The organism is Streptomyces blattellae (assembly GCF_009709555.1).
Taxonomy (GTDB): domain Bacteria; phylum Actinomycetota; class Actinomycetes; order Streptomycetales; family Streptomycetaceae; genus Streptomyces; species Streptomyces blattellae.
Genome location: NZ_WJBG01000100.1, coordinates 19,720 through 34,243 on the forward strand (window position 1 = coordinate 19,720; position 14,524 = coordinate 34,243).

Genomic DNA, 14,524 nt, shown 5'->3' on the forward strand with positions numbered 1-14,524 from the left:
GTTTCACGATGTCCCACGGTAGTGGCCGAGAGGTCCAGGCGATATAGCCCCTTAAGGGGCGCCCCTATGACCCCAGGATCGACGCCAGGAACTCCCCGACCCAGCCGAGCAGCTCCCGCCCGACCAGCGGCTTCCCGCCCACCTTCGCGGTCTTCGGACGCGGTACCAGCACCTGGTGGACGGCCGGCTTGATGACGGTCCCCGGGTACAGCCGCTTGACGCGCAACTCCTGCGACTCCCGCAACTCCACCGGCGCGAAACGGATATTGTTGCCCTGCAGCACGATCTCGCCGACGCCGCACGCGCGCGCGAGCATCCGGAGTCCGGCCACCAGCAGCAGGTTCTCGACCGGCTCGGGCACCTTGCCGTAGCGGTCGACGAGTTCCTCGCGTACGGACTTGATGTCCTCCTCCGTGTTGGCGGAGGCGATGGCCCGGTAGGCCTGCAACCTGAGCCGCTCGCCCGGCGCGTAGTCGTGCGGGACATGCGCGTCCACGGGCAGCTCGATCTTGACCTCCAGCGGCGGTTCCTCCTCGACACCGCCCTCCAGGGAGGCCCGGTAGTCCGCGACCGCCTCGCCGACCATCCGTACGTACAGGTCGAAGCCGACGCCCGCGATATGGCCGGACTGCTCGCCGCCCAGGAGGTTCCCGGCGCCGCGGATCTCCAGGTCCTTCATGGCGACGTACATGCCCGCGCCCATCTCGGTGTGCTGGGCGATGGTCGCTAGCCGCTCGTGGGCGGTCTCGGTCAGCGGCTTCTCCGGCGGGTACAGGAAGTACGCGTATCCGCGCTCGCGCCCACGGCCCACTCGTCCGCGCAGCTGATGCAGCTGCGACAGGCCGAAGTTGTCGCCGCGCTCCACGATGAGCGTGTTGGCGTTGGAGATGTCGATGCCGGACTCGACGATCGTCGTCGAGACGAGGACGTCGTACCGCTTCTCCCAGAAGTCGACGACGACCTGCTCCAGTGTCTGCTCCGACATCTGGCCGTGGGCCGTGGCGATCCGTGCCTCGGGCACGATCTCGCGCAGCCGGGCCGCCGCCCGGTCGATCGACTCGACGCGGTTGTGGATGTAGAAGACCTGGCCCTCGCGCAGGAGTTCACGGCGGATGGCCGCGCCGATCTGCTTCTCCTCGTACGGCCCGACGAAGGTCAGCACCGGGTGGCGCTCCTCCGGCGGTGTGGTGATCGTCGACATCTCGCGGATGCCGGTGACCGCCATCTCCAGGGTGCGCGGGATCGGGGTCGCGGACATCGTCAGTACGTCGACGTTCGCGCGCAGCTTCTTCAGCTGCTCCTTGTGCTCGACGCCGAAGCGCTGCTCCTCGTCGACGATGACCAGGCCGAGGTCCTTGAACTTCGTCTCCGACGAGAACAGGCGGTGCGTGCCGATGACGACGTCCACCGCGCCTTCGCGCAGGCCCTCAAGGGTGGCCTTCGCCTCGGTGTCCGTCTGGAAGCGGCTCAACGCCCGCACGTTGACCGGGAACTGCGAGTACCGCTCGCTGAACGTCCCGAAGTGCTGCTGCACCAGCAGGGTCGTCGGGACGAGCACGGCGACCTGCTTGCCGTCCTGGACGGCCTTGAAGGCGGCGCGGACCGCGATCTCCGTCTTGCCGTAGCCGACGTCGCCGCAGATCAGGCGGTCCATGGGGACCGACTTCTGCATGTCGTCCTTGACCTCGGCGATGGTGCTGAGCTGGTCCGGCGTCTCCACGTACGGGAAGGCGTCCTCCAGCTCGCGCTGCCACGGCGTGTCCGGGCCGAAGGTGTGTCCGGGCGCCGCCATGCGCGCGCTGTACAGCTTGATGAGGTCGGCGGCGATCTCCTTGACGGCCTTCTTCGCGCGCGCCTTGGTCTTCGTCCAGTCGGCGCCGCCGAGCCGGTGCAGGGTCGGGGCCTCGCCGCCGACGTACTTGGTGATCTGCTCCAGCTGGTCGGTGGGGATGTAGAGCCGGTCGCCGGGCTGGCCGCGCTTGGCGGGGGCGTACTCCACGACCAGGTACTCGCGGGTCGCGCCCTGCACCGTCCGCTGCACCATCTCGATGTACCGGCCGACACCGTGCTGCTCGTGCACGATGTAGTCGCCCGCCTCCAGGGTCAGCGGGTCGATGGTCTTGCGGCGCCGCGCGGGCATCCGGGCGCCGTCCTTGCCGGCTGCCTTCTGCCCGGAGAGGTCGGTCTCGGTGAGGACCGCGAGCTTCAGCGCCGTATCGACGAAGCCGTAGTCGATCGAGCCGCACGCCACGTGCACCACGGACGGGGAGATCTCCCCCAGGTCCGCGTCGAGCCGTGCCGCGATGCCCTCGCCGCCCAGCACCTCGACGGTCCTGGCCGCCGGGCCGTGCCCTTCCGTCACGAACACCGTGCGCCAGCCGTCGGCCAGCCAGCCCTTGGTGTCGGCGAGCGCCCGCGCGGTGTCCCCGCGGTACGACTCCGGCGCGTGCATGCCGAGCTTGAGGGTGTCCGCATCAAGCTCCTCGTCCGTCGCGAACGGCGACACCGACCACCACATCATCTCCAGCTCGCGCGCCCGGTCCCGGACGTCCGCGATGGGCCACAGGGAGGCCGCGCCCACGTCGATCGGCGCGTCTCCCCCACCCGCCGTGGCCGCCCAGGATGCCTGCAGGAACTCCTGCGACGTCGCCACGAGATCCGAGGCACGCGTGCGTACCCGCTCCGGATCGCATACGACGGCCATGGCGCCCTTCGGCAGGACGTCGAGCAGCAGTTCCATGTCGTCGACCAGGACCGGCGCGAGGGACTCCATGCCCTCGACCGCGATCCCCTCGGCGATCCTGCCGAGCAGTTCGCCCAGCTCGGGGTGGGCCTCGGCGAGGGCACGCGCGCGTGCACGCACCTCGTCCGTGAGCAGCAGTTCGCGGCAGGGCGGCGCCCACAGGCCGTGCTCGGCGATCTCCAGGGAGCGCTGGTCGGCGACCTTGAAGTAGCGGATCTCCTCGACGTCGTCGCCCCAGAACTCCACACGCAGGGGGTGTTCCTCGGTGGGCGGGAAGACGTCCAGGATGCCGCCGCGTACGGCGAACTCGCCGCGCTTCTCGACGAGTTCCACGCGCGCGTACGCGGCGGCGGCGAGCGCGTCCACGACGGCGTTCAGGTCGGCGGTGCGGCCGGTCTTCAGGGCGACCGGCTCCAGGTCGCCGAGGCCCTTGACCTGGGGCTGGAGCACGGAGCGCACCGGTGCCACGACGACGGAGACCGGGCCCGTCTCCGGGTCGTCGGCGCTGGGGTGGGCCAGTCGGCGCAGGACGGCGAGGCGGCGGCCCACGGTGTCGCTGCGGGGGCTGAGGCGCTCGTGCGGGAGGGTTTCCCAGGACGGGTACTCCGCGATGCCCTCCGGGGGGAGGAGGGTGCGGAGGGCTGCCGCCAGGTCCTCGGCCTCGCGGCCGGTCGCGGTCACCGCGAGGACGGGGCGGCCGGACTCGCGGGCCAGGGCGGCGACGGCGAGGGGGCGGGCCGCCGGGGGGCCGACGAGGTCGATGTGCATGCGGTTGCCGTCTGCGGCCGCCTTGGTCGCTTCCGCGAGGGCGGTGTCCTTGACGACGGCGTCGAGCAAACCGTGCAGGCTCATGTGGAGGAGCGCTTTCCGTCCGGGGGTGGGCAACGCGAAGGGCCCGACTCGTCGCACGGGCCGGGGGTCTCCAGCGTACGTCGGTGTCGGCGCGGGCGTCGGGGGCTGTGGACAACGTCCGCCGCGTGGGGTGCCCGGCGCCGGTGCCGGGGGCGCGCTGGTGCCGGGGGCGAGGTGTCTCGCCCCAGGCACCCCTACCCGTCCCATCCCCGGGGGCTGCGCCCCGCCCCCACACCCCCGCCTCGGCCTGAACGGCCTCGTCCGCAAACGCCGGACGGGCTGAACATGCGGTGGCTACTCGGTCGCGATGGCGTTCAGGACGTTCATGCGGCCTGCGCGGAACGCCGGGATGAGGGCGGCGAAGAGGCCGACGAAGGCCGAGCCCCGCCGTACGCCCTCCAGTACCCCGTGCCTGGGAATGGTCACAGCCGACGGGCCGAAGCCGGTCCAGGGGTTCGGCCCGCCCAGTCGGCCCGGCACGGCTGCGCCCTGCCGCAATGCGCCGGTCAGGTGGGAGAGTGGTCGACGGCAGATAGATGCACACGGAAGGAATCCGCGTGGGCGAGACGAAGCCGGGCATACGCGAGTCCGCACAGCACGTTTCCCCGCAGCGACGCGGAGCTGTCGTAGCCGCCCTCATGCTCGCCATGGCGCTATCCGCCCTCGACTCCACCATCGTCTCCACGGCCGTCCCGCAGATCGTCGGCGACCTCGGCGGCTTCTCGGTCTTCTCCTGGCTGTTCTCCGGCTATCTGCTGGCCGTGACGGTCACGCTGCCGGTGTACGGCAAGCTGTCCGACACCTTCGGGCGCAAGCCGGTGCTGGTCGCCGGGACTTCGGTGTTCCTCCTCGGTTCGCTGCTGTGCGCGCTGGCCTGGAACATGGGGGCGCTGATCGCCTTCCGGATCGTGCAGGGGCTGGGCGGCGGGGCCCTTCAGGGCACGGTGCAGACGCTGGCCGCCGATATGTACCCGCTTGAGGAACGCCCGAAGATCCAGTCCAGGCTGTCCACCGTGTGGGCGGTGTCGGCGGTCGCGGGACCGGGCGTCGGCGGGGTGCTGGCGACGTACGCGGACTGGCGGTGGATCTTCCTCGTCAACCTGCCGGTCGGCGCGGTGGCGTTGTGGCTGATCGTCCGCCACCTGCACGAGCCGGAGCGCTCCGAAACGACGGCCACGCGCGCGCGTGTCGACTGGGCGGGCGCGCTCGCGGTGTTCGCCTGCGGGGGCGTGCTGCTGACGGCGCTGGTGCAGGGCGGGGTGGCGTGGGCGTGGCTGTCGGGCCCGTCGGTCGGCCTGTTCGCCGCGGGACTCGCTTTGCTGGCGGTGGTGGTGCTGGTCGAGCGCCGGGCGGCGGAGCCGATCATTCCCGGGTGGGTGTGGCGCCGCAGGACGATCGCCGCGGTGAACCTGGCACTGGGCGCGCTGGGCGTGCTGATGGTGGCGCCGACGGTCTTCCTGCCCACGTACGCCCAGGGAGTGCTCGGCCTCGCGCCCGTGGCCGCCGGATTCGTGCTGTCCGTCTGGACGCTGTCCTGGCCGGTGTCGGCGGCGCTGAGCCAGCACGTGTACCGGCGCATCGGCTTCCGCAACACGGCGATGCTGGGGATCGGGACGGCGTCGCTGATCCTGTCCGCGTTCCCCTTCCTGCCGTATCCGGGCGAGGCCTGGCAGCCGACCCTGCTGATGACGTTCCTGGGCGCCGCGCTGGGACTGTTCCAACTCCCCCTGATCGTCGGCGTCCAGTCCACGGTCGGCTGGGCGGAACGCGGCACCACGACGGCTTCGGTGCTGTTCTGCCGCCAGACCGGCCAGACGATCGGCGCGGCCGTCTTCGGGGCCGTCGCGAACGGTGTGCTGGCCTCCCGCCTGGGCGGCGCGAACGACCTGGACTCCATCACGCGCGCGTTGGACGAGGGCGCGGTGACCGAGGCGACCCGGCGAGCCATCGCGGACGCGGCGCACGCGGTGTACCTGGGGGCGGCGGGCGCGGCGGCACTGGCCTTCCTGGTGCTGTTGCTGCTGGCGCCGAGACGGTTCCCGGTGCTCAAGGAAGGGCCTTCAGGGAAGGCAGCCGGTGACCTCGGGGTGGACCGGTGACGGGCCGTCGAGCCAGGGCTGAGAGGCACGCTGCAGCGTCAAGCCTGCCGGAGCTGTCCCTGATCGGGTGAACTCATGCAGGAAACGGTCGGGGAGCGGCCCGGCGAGCGATTGGGTGAGCAGCGTACGGCCCACTCGAACGGAACACGGATGTCGCAACCGCCGGACCTCTACACGATCGAAGTCGAGCCGGAGGTGCGCGCTTGGCTGGAGACCCTCTCGACGTCGGACTACAGGACCGTCGAGCGTTTCGCCGACCGTCTCGCCACGGACGGCCCCGCGCTGCCCTTCCCACTCGCCAGCCACCTCGGCGACGGGCTGCGGGAACTGCGTATCGGCGCCTTGCGCGTCACCTACTGGTTCGCTCCGGGACGACGCGTGGTGCTGCTCACCGTGTTCCGCAAGAACAGGATGCGGGAGTCGGACGAAGTCCTGAGAGCACAGCGGGCGAGAAAGCGGTGCGAGGCCGAGCACCCTCCAGCCCGTGAGCACGACGTCTACAGTAGGGGTTGAGGAGGCCCGATGAGCAGCGGATACCACACCAGCTGGAAGGTCCCGCCCGAACACCGTGAGGACCCTGCGTACCGTGCCGCGGGACGTCGTATGGACTTCGCTCAGGCGGTCTATGACCGGCGGTCCGCCCTCGGCTGGAGCACCGCGGAACTGGCCGGCCGCGCCGGCCTGTCCGAGGAGGACATCGAGTCCATCGAGGAGAGCGGCGTCAACCCGACCCTCGAACTGATCGAACAGCTGGCCACCGCTCTGGAAGCCGGTGCCCGCATCGACCCGCGCACCAGCCCGGAGTTCCGTTTCGACGATCACGCGGCCTGACGGCCGGCCCGGGATCCGCTGTCGGCGCTCGCATCTCACGCACTGTCACGGCCAGCCGTCCGGTCGGTCCGTTCGCGCCGAAGATGACGATGTTCACTGCCGCTCTCCCTCTCCTCGTATCCCTTCCCCGGGGATGTCACACTCCGGCCCGGACAGGATGGATCTCAGCAGGCGTACAGCCCTTCCGGCGCCGGGGCCTTGGCTAACCTGCACGGGTGACCACCGACCTGACCCTGCTGCCGCGTGTCGCCCATCACGGACAGGAGGTCACCGCGCCCCGGCTCCGCGGTCTCCTTGCGCTGCTCGCGGGCGACTTGCGCTCGGGCTGCAGCGCCGAGCGGCTGGTGGCAGGGCTGTGGCCGGACGAGTTGCCGGAGCGGCCGGGAAAGGCGCTGCAGGTCCTCGTGTCCAGGGCGCGGGCCCAACTGGGCTCCGACGTCATCGCCAGCACGCCGACCGGGTACCGGCTCACCCTCACCGAAGACCAGGTCGACAGCTCCGCCCTGCTGCTGCACGCCGCCGCGAGTGCGGACCGGGCCAGGGCCACGGACCATGCAGGATCGCTGGCTGCGGCCGAGGCCGGGCTCGCGCTGTGGGAGGGCACCCCTGATGAGGCCGGAGACACCGACGACCCCGTTGCCGCGTTGCGCGCCGAGCGCGCTCCCGTCCGCGGCGCGCTCGTCCGTGCGCAGGCGCTCGCCCTCGCCCGCCTGGGGCGGCATGCGGAGGCGGCCGGGCCGCTGGCCGTGGCCGCCGCGGACCATCCGCACGACGAGGAAGTGCTCGCCGAACTGCTGCGCGGCGAGGCGGCGACGGCGGGCCCGTCCGCCGCGCTGATGCGGTACGAGGCGTACCGCCGTGAGCTGCGCGAGACGCTCGGCACGGATCCAGGCGCTCAACTCAAAGCCGTACAGCAGGAGTTGTTGCGGGGTGAGGCGCCCACAGTCCGGCACGGCGTGCCGCACGAGCCGAATCCGCTGCTCGGCCGGGACGGCGACATCGCGGCGGTGGAGCGGCTGCTGCGCGCCTCCCGCGCCGTCACCGTGGCCGGCCCCGGCGGCCTCGGCAAGACCCGGCTGGCCCACGCCGTCAGCCGCCGGGCAGAGCAGCGCGTGGTGTATTTCGTGCCGCTCGCCGGCGTCACCGCGGACGAGGACGTGGCCGCGGAGGTGGCCTCCGCGCTCGGCGCAGGCGAGGGGCGGTCCGGCGCCATGAGCGGCCACGTCGCAGCCGACCCGGTGTCCGGCATCCTCGGCGTGCTCGGCTCCGGGCCCGCGCTGCTGGTTCTCGACAACTGCGAGCAGATCATCCGCGGCGCCGCCGCCCTCGTACAGGCCCTGGTCTCGTCCTCGAAGGACCTGCGGGTGCTCGCCACCAGCCGGGCCCCCCTCGGCCTGACATCCGAGGCGGTGTACGCGCTGCCGGAACTCGGCCTCGGCACCTCCATCGAGCTGTTCACGCAGCGGGCCCGGGCCGCCCGGCCCGGCGTGGAGCTGCCGCCGGACGCCTTGGCCGAGCTGTGCCGCCACCTCGACGGGCTGCCGCTCGCCGTGGAGCTGGCCGCGGCGCGGGTGCGGGCCCTTTCGGTGCCGGAGATCGCCCGTCGCCTCGGCGACCGGTTCGCGCTGCTGCGCGGCGGGGTGCGGGACGTGCCGGAGCGCCACCGCACCCTGCACGCGGTCGTGGACTGGAGCTGGAACCTCCTCGGCGAGGAAGCCAGGGCCGCGCTGCGCACGCTGTCCGTCTTTCCCGGCGGCCTCACCGGCGACGCGGCTGAGCACGTGCTGGGCGAGGACGCGCTGTTCCTCCTTGAGCAGCTGGCCGATCAGTCGCTGCTCACCGTCGCCGACACGCCGGCCGGCGTGCGGTTCCGGATGCTGGAGACCGTACGGGAGTTCAGCGCGGCCCGGCGCGCGGAGGCGGGCGAGGACGAAGCGGCCGTCGGCCGGTTCCTCGCCTGGGGGCGGGACTTCGGGGTCACGTACCACGACTGGTTCTTCGGCTCGGAACCGCGGGCCGCCTGGGAGCGGATCAGGGCCGAGCAGGACAACCTCGTGCTGGCCCTTCGGCACGCCCTGGCCCGCACGGACGGCCCCGCCATCGCCGCCCTCACCGCGGTCCTCGCCGCCCTGTGGTCCACCGGCTCCAACTACCCCCGCCTCACCGCCCTCGCCGCGGACACCGGCCCACCACTGTCGCACTACCACCCTGAGCCCGAATACGTCGAAGTCGCCCGCGCCGCCGCCGTGATGTGCACGGCGAGCCTGTTCATGGGCTACGGCCCGCACGCCGTACGCCACCTCGTCACCCTCCGGCGGCTGCCCCCGGCCCCGCCGGACACGCTGCTGCCCGCCATCACAGCCGTGCTGAGCGCGATCCCCGAGATGCTGCCTCCCGGCTACGAAGTGCTGCAGAAGCTCTGCGACAGCGAGCAGCCGCTGCTCGCCGGCATCGCCGAGTGCGTCGCCACCTACGTCTGGGAGTACGAGCACGACATCGACCGCGCGCTCGCCTCGGCTCGCCGGACCATCGCCGCACTGACGCCGGTCGACAACCCGTTCCTGCAGGTCATGGGCCACGCCCGGCTGAGCGAGCTGTACTTGCAGACGGCGCAGGGCGAGGCCGCGTACGGTCACCTCAAGGCGGCGCTCGAAGCGCTGTCGCGGCTCGGCGACGAGCACGACTCCATCGGCGTCCGCGGCGGCCTCGCCCTCGCCTGCCTGCAACGCGGCGACACCGACGAGGCCGAGTACTGGCTGCGGCAGGCGGAGGGCGAGAACACTCCGCAACAGGACAACTCCCACAGCCCCGGCATCGGCGCACGCGCCGAGATCGCGCTCGCCCGCGGGCTGACGGAGGCCGGGCTCGGCTTGTGGCGCAGCGCCGTCAAGGGGGTGGCCGAGGCCGGCTCGATGTACAGCGGCGACCCCTTCCTCGACCGGTGGGTGCTGCAGATCCAGTCGGCGGCGGTGACGGCGCACGCGCACGCCGGCCGTCTCGGGCTGGTCGCGGAGCCGGTCGACCGGCTGCGGCAGGGGCTGCGGACCCTGCTCTCCGGTCCGTCCGGCTCGCCCATGGAGCTCCCTGTGATCGGGACGGTGCTGCACGCGCTCGGCATGGCGGGGCTCGCTTCCGGCGACGCTGGTGCCGTACGGATGATCGCGCTGGCCGAACGGCTGCGGGTGCTGCGCGAGTTCCAGCCGACGATGTCGGCGGACCGCGCCCGGACGGCGGCCCGGGACGCCGGCAGGGCGGCGTACGCCGACGCGGTGTCGGAGTACGCCGCCCTGGGGCGGGACGAGTTGCGGGAGGCGGCCCGCGCTGTCACGGCGGTTACTTCGGGTCCCGGTTGAACAGCGACGTCGACCAGCGGTAGCCGAGCACGGTCAGGCCAACGCACCAGACGACCGCGATCCATCCGTTGTTGCCGATCTCCGTTCCGAGCAGCAGGCCACGCAGGGTTTCGATGGCCGGGGTGAACGGCTGGTACTCGGCGATCGGCTGGAACCAGCCCGGGATCGCGTCGACAGGGACAAAGGCACTCGAGATGAGCGGGAGGAGGATCAGCGGCATCGCCATGTTGCCGGCCGCCTCGGGGTTCGGGCTTGCCATGCCCATCCCGACCGCGATCCAGGTGAGCGCCACAGTGAACAGCGCGACCAGCCCGAACGCCGCCAGCCACTCCAGGGCCGTCGCGTCCGTGGAGCGGAAGCCGATGGCCACGGCGATGGCACCGACGAGGACCAGGCTGGCGAGTACCTGCAGCGCGCTGCCGACGACGTGCCCGACGAGCACAGAACCGCGGTACACCGCCATCGTACGGAAGCGGGCGACGAGGCCCTCGGTCATGTCCATGGAGACGGAGATCGCGGCCCCGATCACGGTGCTGCCGATGGTCATCATCAACAGGCCCGGGACGAGATAGGCGATGTACTCGGAGCGGTCCGCGCCGCTGCCACCGATGCCCGCGCTCATCACGCCTCCGAAGACGTAGACGAAGAGCAACAGCAGCATGATCGGCGTAAGCAGCAGGTTCAGGGTCATGGACGGGTAGCGCCGCGCATGCAGCAGGTTGCGGCGCAGCATCGTGTTCGAGTCCCGTACGGCAAGGGAGAGGGCGCTCATCGGACAGTCTCCTCGGGCTGGTCGGCCTGGGGCCGGTCGGTGGCGCTGGTCAGGGCGAAGAACACGTCGTCGAGGTCCGGGGTGTGCACGGACAGCTCGTCCGCCTCGACGCCGGCCGAGTCCAGCCAGTCGAGGATGGAGCGCAGCTCGCGCTGGCTGCCGTCACAGGGGATCTGCAGCGACAGTGCCTCGTCGATGGAGGTCCCGCCGCGCGAGCGAAGCCGAGCGTGGGGAAGAGTGGCCTCGCGCAGGGCGACGGCGGCGGACCGATAGGCAGACGGGTCGGAGAATCGCAGCCGTACGTGCCCGCCCGGGATGAGCCGCTTCAGCTCGTCGGCTGTGCCTTCAGCGGCGATCCTGCCGTCGTTCAGCACCGCGATGCGGTCGGCGAGTTCGTCGGCCTCCTCCAGGATCTGGGTGGTGAGGAAGACGGTGACGCCACCGGAGACCAGCTCGCGGATGATGCCCCACATGTTGTGGCGGCTGCGCGGGTCGAGGCCGGTGGTCGGCTCGTCGAGGAAGATGATCCGCGGGCTGCCGACCAGCGTCATGGCGAGGTCGAGGCGCCGCTTCATGCCGCCGGAGTAGGTGGAAGCGGGCTTCTTGGCGGCCTCGGTGAGGTCGAAGCGCTCCAGCAACTCGGCGGTGACCTGCCGTCCCTCCTGCTTGGAGAGGTGGTGCAGGTCGGCCATGAGGAGCATGTTCTCCTCGCCGGTGATCAGCCCATCGACGGCGGAGAACTGGCCGGTCACACCGATCGCGGCGCGCACCGCCTGTGAGCCGGTGGCGAGGTCGTGACCGCCGACGTGCAGATCGCCGGCGTCGGCGGTGATGAGGGTGGAGAGGATCTTGACAGCGGTGGTCTTGCCGGCGCCGTTCGGGCCGAGCAGGGAGAAAACGGTGCCGGCAGGCACCGCCAGGTCGATGCCGTCGAGGACGGTCTTGTCACCGAAGGCCTTGCGCAGCCCCTTGGCCGCGATGGCGAGTGAACGCGAGGTCGTCGTCATGCCGCAGAGGTTGCGGCATGGTGCATTCAGCGCGGTTTCACTACGGTTCCAGCGCCCCGGAACCGGGCGTCGGAGGGCATGTTTCCGCTGCTGGTGCCGGGCACCGATCTGGTCTCCGGCTCACCGCTCTCCGCTTTCCCCGAGGCCGACTTCAACCGGTTCCCCTTCACGACCACCACCGGCCTGGCGTCCATCCCCGGCGGGCTTCGCCTTCAAATGGCTGGGGATGGTGGCCTCCGAGCGACGGAAGGCGGAGGAGCAGCGGCGGCAGCACGAGGCGGTGGAGGGGTGGATCCTGGCGGGGGCAGTGCGCAGGGAGGGAGGGTGAGGGCGGTGGTGCGGCTCAGGGGGGAGCGCTATCGCCCGGCGGGAGCACTGCCACCCGGCGGGAGCACTGCCACCCGGCGGGAGCACTGCCGCTCGGTGCGTGGCCCGAAGCTCGGTGAATAGCGCCGCCGCTCGGTGCGAGGCCCGCTGTTCGGTGCGAGGCCCTGTGTTCGGTGCGAGGCCGGTGTTCGGTGTCAGGCCCGCTGTTCGGTGAGGGGTTGCTCGTGCTCGGTGAACGTAGCGCCGGTCACTCCGCCGCCGCGCGGGCCTTCAACGCGGTCAGGCTGCTGCGTACGCGGTCGATGTGGGCGCGTACCTGGTCCCAGCGCTCTCCGTGCTCGCGCAGCACGCGCTCGGTCTCGCGGGCGATCTGTTCCCGGCGCAGCCGCGCCTCGGCCAGCAGCTCGGCCGCCCGCGCGTCCGCCTCTTCCTGGCGGCGATCCAGGGGGCCCTCGGCGTCGGCGAAGGCCTGCCTGGCGTCGGCGAGCGCGGCCTCGGCGCGCGTGATCCGTTCGGCGTAGTCCGCTTCCAGCGCGTCGATGCGCTCGGTCTCCTCGCGCTCCGCCTCCGCCCACCGCTGGGCGTGCTCCTTGGCCTGGTCGGCCAGCATCCCGGAAACGCGCTGCCGCATCTCGCGCAGCGCGGCCAGAGACTCGGTGCGGCTGTCCTTCACCCCGCGCCGGGCCGCGATGCGGATCTCGTCGGCCTCGGCGTGCGCGGCGACCAGGGCCTGGCGGGCGAGTTCCAGGGCGTCGGCCCGTACGACGTCCGCGTCCGCCTGCGCCGCGGCCTGCGCGCTGGTCGCGTACACGTGCGCCTCTTTCACACAGCGCTGCGCCTCCTGCCGCGCGGCCTCCCGCACGGCGTCGGCCTCCTCCTCCACCAGCTGGAACAAGCGCTGCGCGGGCTCCCCGAGCCCCTCATACGTCTGCGGGACGAGCTGCGCCACGGTCTCGCGCAGCCGCACCACCTCCGCCTCCATGTCCTTGGCGAGCACGGTGAGCCGCGCCGCGCGCTCCCAGGCGGCGTCCCGGTCCTCGGAGAGCGCTTCGACATACGCGTCGGCCTGTTCGGGACGGTAGCCGCGCCCCCGTACGGCCACGAAGCCATGTGGCGACACCGGTGCGCTGCTCATCCTGGGGCTCCTCTCCATCAGACATGGCGTCAAATACAATCGATTTTGCGCACATCCTGATGGATCGGACGGAAGTGTTCATAACGCGACACTCCGCACAGAGGTCACGGTCGGACCGCGCCGGCCACCATCCACCGCTCGGCCCCAGCCCTGAACGGAGCGCGGGGGCCGGTCGTGACCGGCCCCCGCGGAGACTGCGTGCGACGTCAGCCGCGCGTCACAGCAACCCGTCCCACATCTGCTCCAGCAGCACCGACCACCAGCTCTCCGGCGAACCCAGCGCCGCCGGATCGAACGAGGCCAGCTGCGCCTGGAAGTCGACCGTCCAGCGGCCGGCCTGCTCCTGGTTCAGCCCGAACCGCAGCCGCCACATCCGGCCGAGCAGCGCCAGGCACCGCTGGAACTCGGGCAGCCCCGTGTTCACGAACTGCGGCGGTACGGGCGCACCGCCCGGCCCCGCCTCCACCGGTACGGCGACGATGTTCGCCGTACCGTACTGCACACAGACCGCCTTGCCGAAGTCGCTGCCCATGACGAGGTACGAGCCCGCGTCCGGGGCCGGCTGCACCCCGCGCTCGGCCGCCAGCTCCGCCAGCGTCGGCACCGGCCGCCCCGGCTGGGCCTGCGCCCAGAAGAACGGACCCATGTCCATCGGCAGCCCCGCCATCACCAGCGAGTGCGCCACGATCGGCGGCACACCCTGCCGGTCCACCGCGGCCTGCTCGAACCGGAAGATCCCCGGCCCGAACGCACCCGCCAGCTCCTGCGCGACCCCCTGCGGGGGAATCGGCGGCGCCTGCTGAACCTGCGGAAGCGGCACCCGTACCGGGGCCGGGCGTGCTGGACCGTCGGCGACCTGGTGCAACTCGCCCTGGTGCGCCAGGAGTTGCCGCATCCCCTGCTGCCGGCTCGCGTGATCCGTGCCGTACGGCGCGATGGAGGTGATCCGCGCCTGCGGCCACTGCTCCCGGATCATCCGCGCACAGTACGCACCCGGCAGCTCACACGACTCCAGCTCCGTGTGCAGCTCCAGCACCTTGTCCGGCGGGATGTTCATCGCCCGCAGCTCATGGAAGATCTGCCACTCCGGGTGCGGCGTCCCCGGCGCCGACCGCCGGATCAGCTGCTGCTCGGAACCGTCCTGCGCGCGGTAGCGCAGGACCGCCTGGTAGCCGGGGCCGACGGTGGGCTGGGCGGCGGGTGGCGGGGGGTAGCCGTAGGCCGGGGGCGGGCCGGGGGGCGTGGACTGGGCTGGTGCGGGTTGGCGGGGCGTGGGTTGGCCTGGCGCAGCCGGCTGGCCGGGCGCGGGCTGGCCGGGCATGGGTTGACCTGGCGCCGCCGACTGGCCGGGCGCGGGCTGGCCGGGCATGGGTTGACCTGGCGCCGCCGACTGGCCGGGCGCGGG

10 protein-coding genes and 1 pseudogene are annotated in these 14,524 nt (G+C 72.0%); 5 read left to right on the plus strand and 6 right to left on the minus strand.

Annotation, left to right across the window (positions count from 1 at the left end):
* Positions 1-64: 64 nt before the first annotated feature.
* Together mfd and GFH49_RS02070 are read right to left on the minus strand one after the other, a co-directional pair.
* Positions 65-3,595 carry a transcription-repair coupling factor gene (gene mfd / locus GFH49_RS02065; RefSeq protein WP_155053992.1) on the minus strand — a complete coding sequence of 1,177 codons (3,531 nt, stop codon included), beginning with the start codon at positions 3,593-3,595 and terminating at the stop codon, positions 65-67.
* Between the two features lie 294 nt (positions 3,596-3,889).
* Positions 3,890-4,075 (minus strand): hypothetical protein, encoded by a 186-nt coding sequence (locus GFH49_RS02070; RefSeq protein ID WP_155053993.1) that lies wholly within the window; start codon positions 4,073-4,075, stop codon positions 3,890-3,892.
* A 56-nt stretch (positions 4,076-4,131) separates the two neighbouring features.
* Here GFH49_RS02070 and GFH49_RS02075 point away from each other — a divergent pair, with 56 nt between their 5' ends.
* The 4 genes from GFH49_RS02075 (at position 4,132) to GFH49_RS02090 (ending at position 9,878) form a co-directional block, all read left to right on the plus strand.
* A complete protein-coding gene (locus GFH49_RS02075; protein WP_408055876.1) occupies positions 4,132-5,694 on the plus strand; it encodes an MFS transporter in 1,563 nt (520 codons plus the stop codon).
* Between the two features lie 150 nt (positions 5,695-5,844).
* On the plus strand, positions 5,845-6,207 hold the full coding sequence (locus GFH49_RS02080; protein ID WP_155053995.1) for a type II toxin-antitoxin system RelE/ParE family toxin: 363 nt from the start codon (positions 5,845-5,847) through the stop codon (positions 6,205-6,207).
* A gap of 9 nt (positions 6,208-6,216) precedes the next feature.
* Positions 6,217-6,525, plus strand: coding sequence for a helix-turn-helix domain-containing protein (locus GFH49_RS02085; protein WP_155053996.1), 309 nt, complete (start codon positions 6,217-6,219; stop codon positions 6,523-6,525).
* 215 nt (positions 6,526-6,740) lie between these two features.
* Positions 6,741-9,878 carry an ATP-binding protein gene (locus GFH49_RS02090; RefSeq protein WP_155053997.1) on the plus strand — a complete coding sequence of 1,046 codons (3,138 nt, stop codon included), beginning with the start codon at positions 6,741-6,743 and terminating at the stop codon, positions 9,876-9,878.
* Here the strand turns inward: GFH49_RS02090 and GFH49_RS02095 are convergent.
* Entirely contained in the window at positions 9,859-10,650 is a 792-nt protein-coding gene (locus tag GFH49_RS02095; protein ID WP_155053998.1) for an ABC transporter permease, read from the minus strand. The genes GFH49_RS02090 and GFH49_RS02095 overlap by 20 nt on opposite strands.
* Positions 10,647-11,657, minus strand: coding sequence for an ABC transporter ATP-binding protein (locus GFH49_RS02100; RefSeq protein WP_155053999.1), 1,011 nt, complete (start codon positions 11,655-11,657; stop codon positions 10,647-10,649). The genes GFH49_RS02095 and GFH49_RS02100 overlap by 4 nt, the downstream gene beginning before the upstream one ends.
* A gap of 87 nt (positions 11,658-11,744) precedes the next feature.
* On the opposite strand from GFH49_RS02100, the pseudogene GFH49_RS39750 reads away from it, so the two are divergent.
* Positions 11,745-11,985: pseudogene (locus tag GFH49_RS39750) on the plus strand (cation acetate symporter); the annotation flags it as partial.
* Between the two features lie 246 nt (positions 11,986-12,231).
* On the opposite strand, the gene GFH49_RS02110 reads toward GFH49_RS39750, so the two are convergent.
* Together GFH49_RS02110 and GFH49_RS39755 are read right to left on the minus strand one after the other, a co-directional pair.
* On the minus strand, positions 12,232-13,119 hold the full coding sequence (locus tag GFH49_RS02110) for a coiled-coil domain-containing protein (RefSeq protein WP_155054000.1): 888 nt from the start codon (positions 13,117-13,119) through the stop codon (positions 12,232-12,234).
* Positions 13,120-13,336: 217 nt separating this feature from the next.
* Positions 13,337-14,524: SUKH-4 family immunity protein (locus GFH49_RS39755; RefSeq protein ID WP_230396120.1), on the minus strand; the 1,188-nt coding region annotated here is incomplete at its 5' end.

What these genes read in the sequence shown, in the direction of transcription:
- GFH49_RS02110 (WP_155054000.1), bottom strand. Translation starts at nt 13,119, where the DNA reads ATGAGCAGCGCACCGGTGTCGCCACATGGCTTCGTGGCCGTACGGGGG.
- mfd (WP_155053992.1), bottom strand. Translation starts at nt 3,595, where the DNA reads ATGAGCCTGCACGGTTTGCTCGACGCCGTCGTCAAGGACACCGCCCTC.
- GFH49_RS02100 (WP_155053999.1), bottom strand. Translation starts at nt 11,657, where the DNA reads ATGACGACGACCTCGCGTTCACTCGCCATCGCGGCCAAGGGGCTGCGC.
- GFH49_RS02080 (WP_155053995.1), top strand. Translation starts at nt 5,845, where the DNA reads ATGTCGCAACCGCCGGACCTCTACACGATCGAAGTCGAGCCGGAGGTG.
- GFH49_RS02095 (WP_155053998.1), bottom strand. Translation starts at nt 10,650, where the DNA reads ATGAGCGCCCTCTCCCTTGCCGTACGGGACTCGAACACGATGCTGCGC.
- GFH49_RS02085 (WP_155053996.1), top strand. Translation starts at nt 6,217, where the DNA reads ATGAGCAGCGGATACCACACCAGCTGGAAGGTCCCGCCCGAACACCGT.
- GFH49_RS02075 (WP_408055876.1), top strand. Translation starts at nt 4,132, where the DNA reads ATGCACACGGAAGGAATCCGCGTGGGCGAGACGAAGCCGGGCATACGC.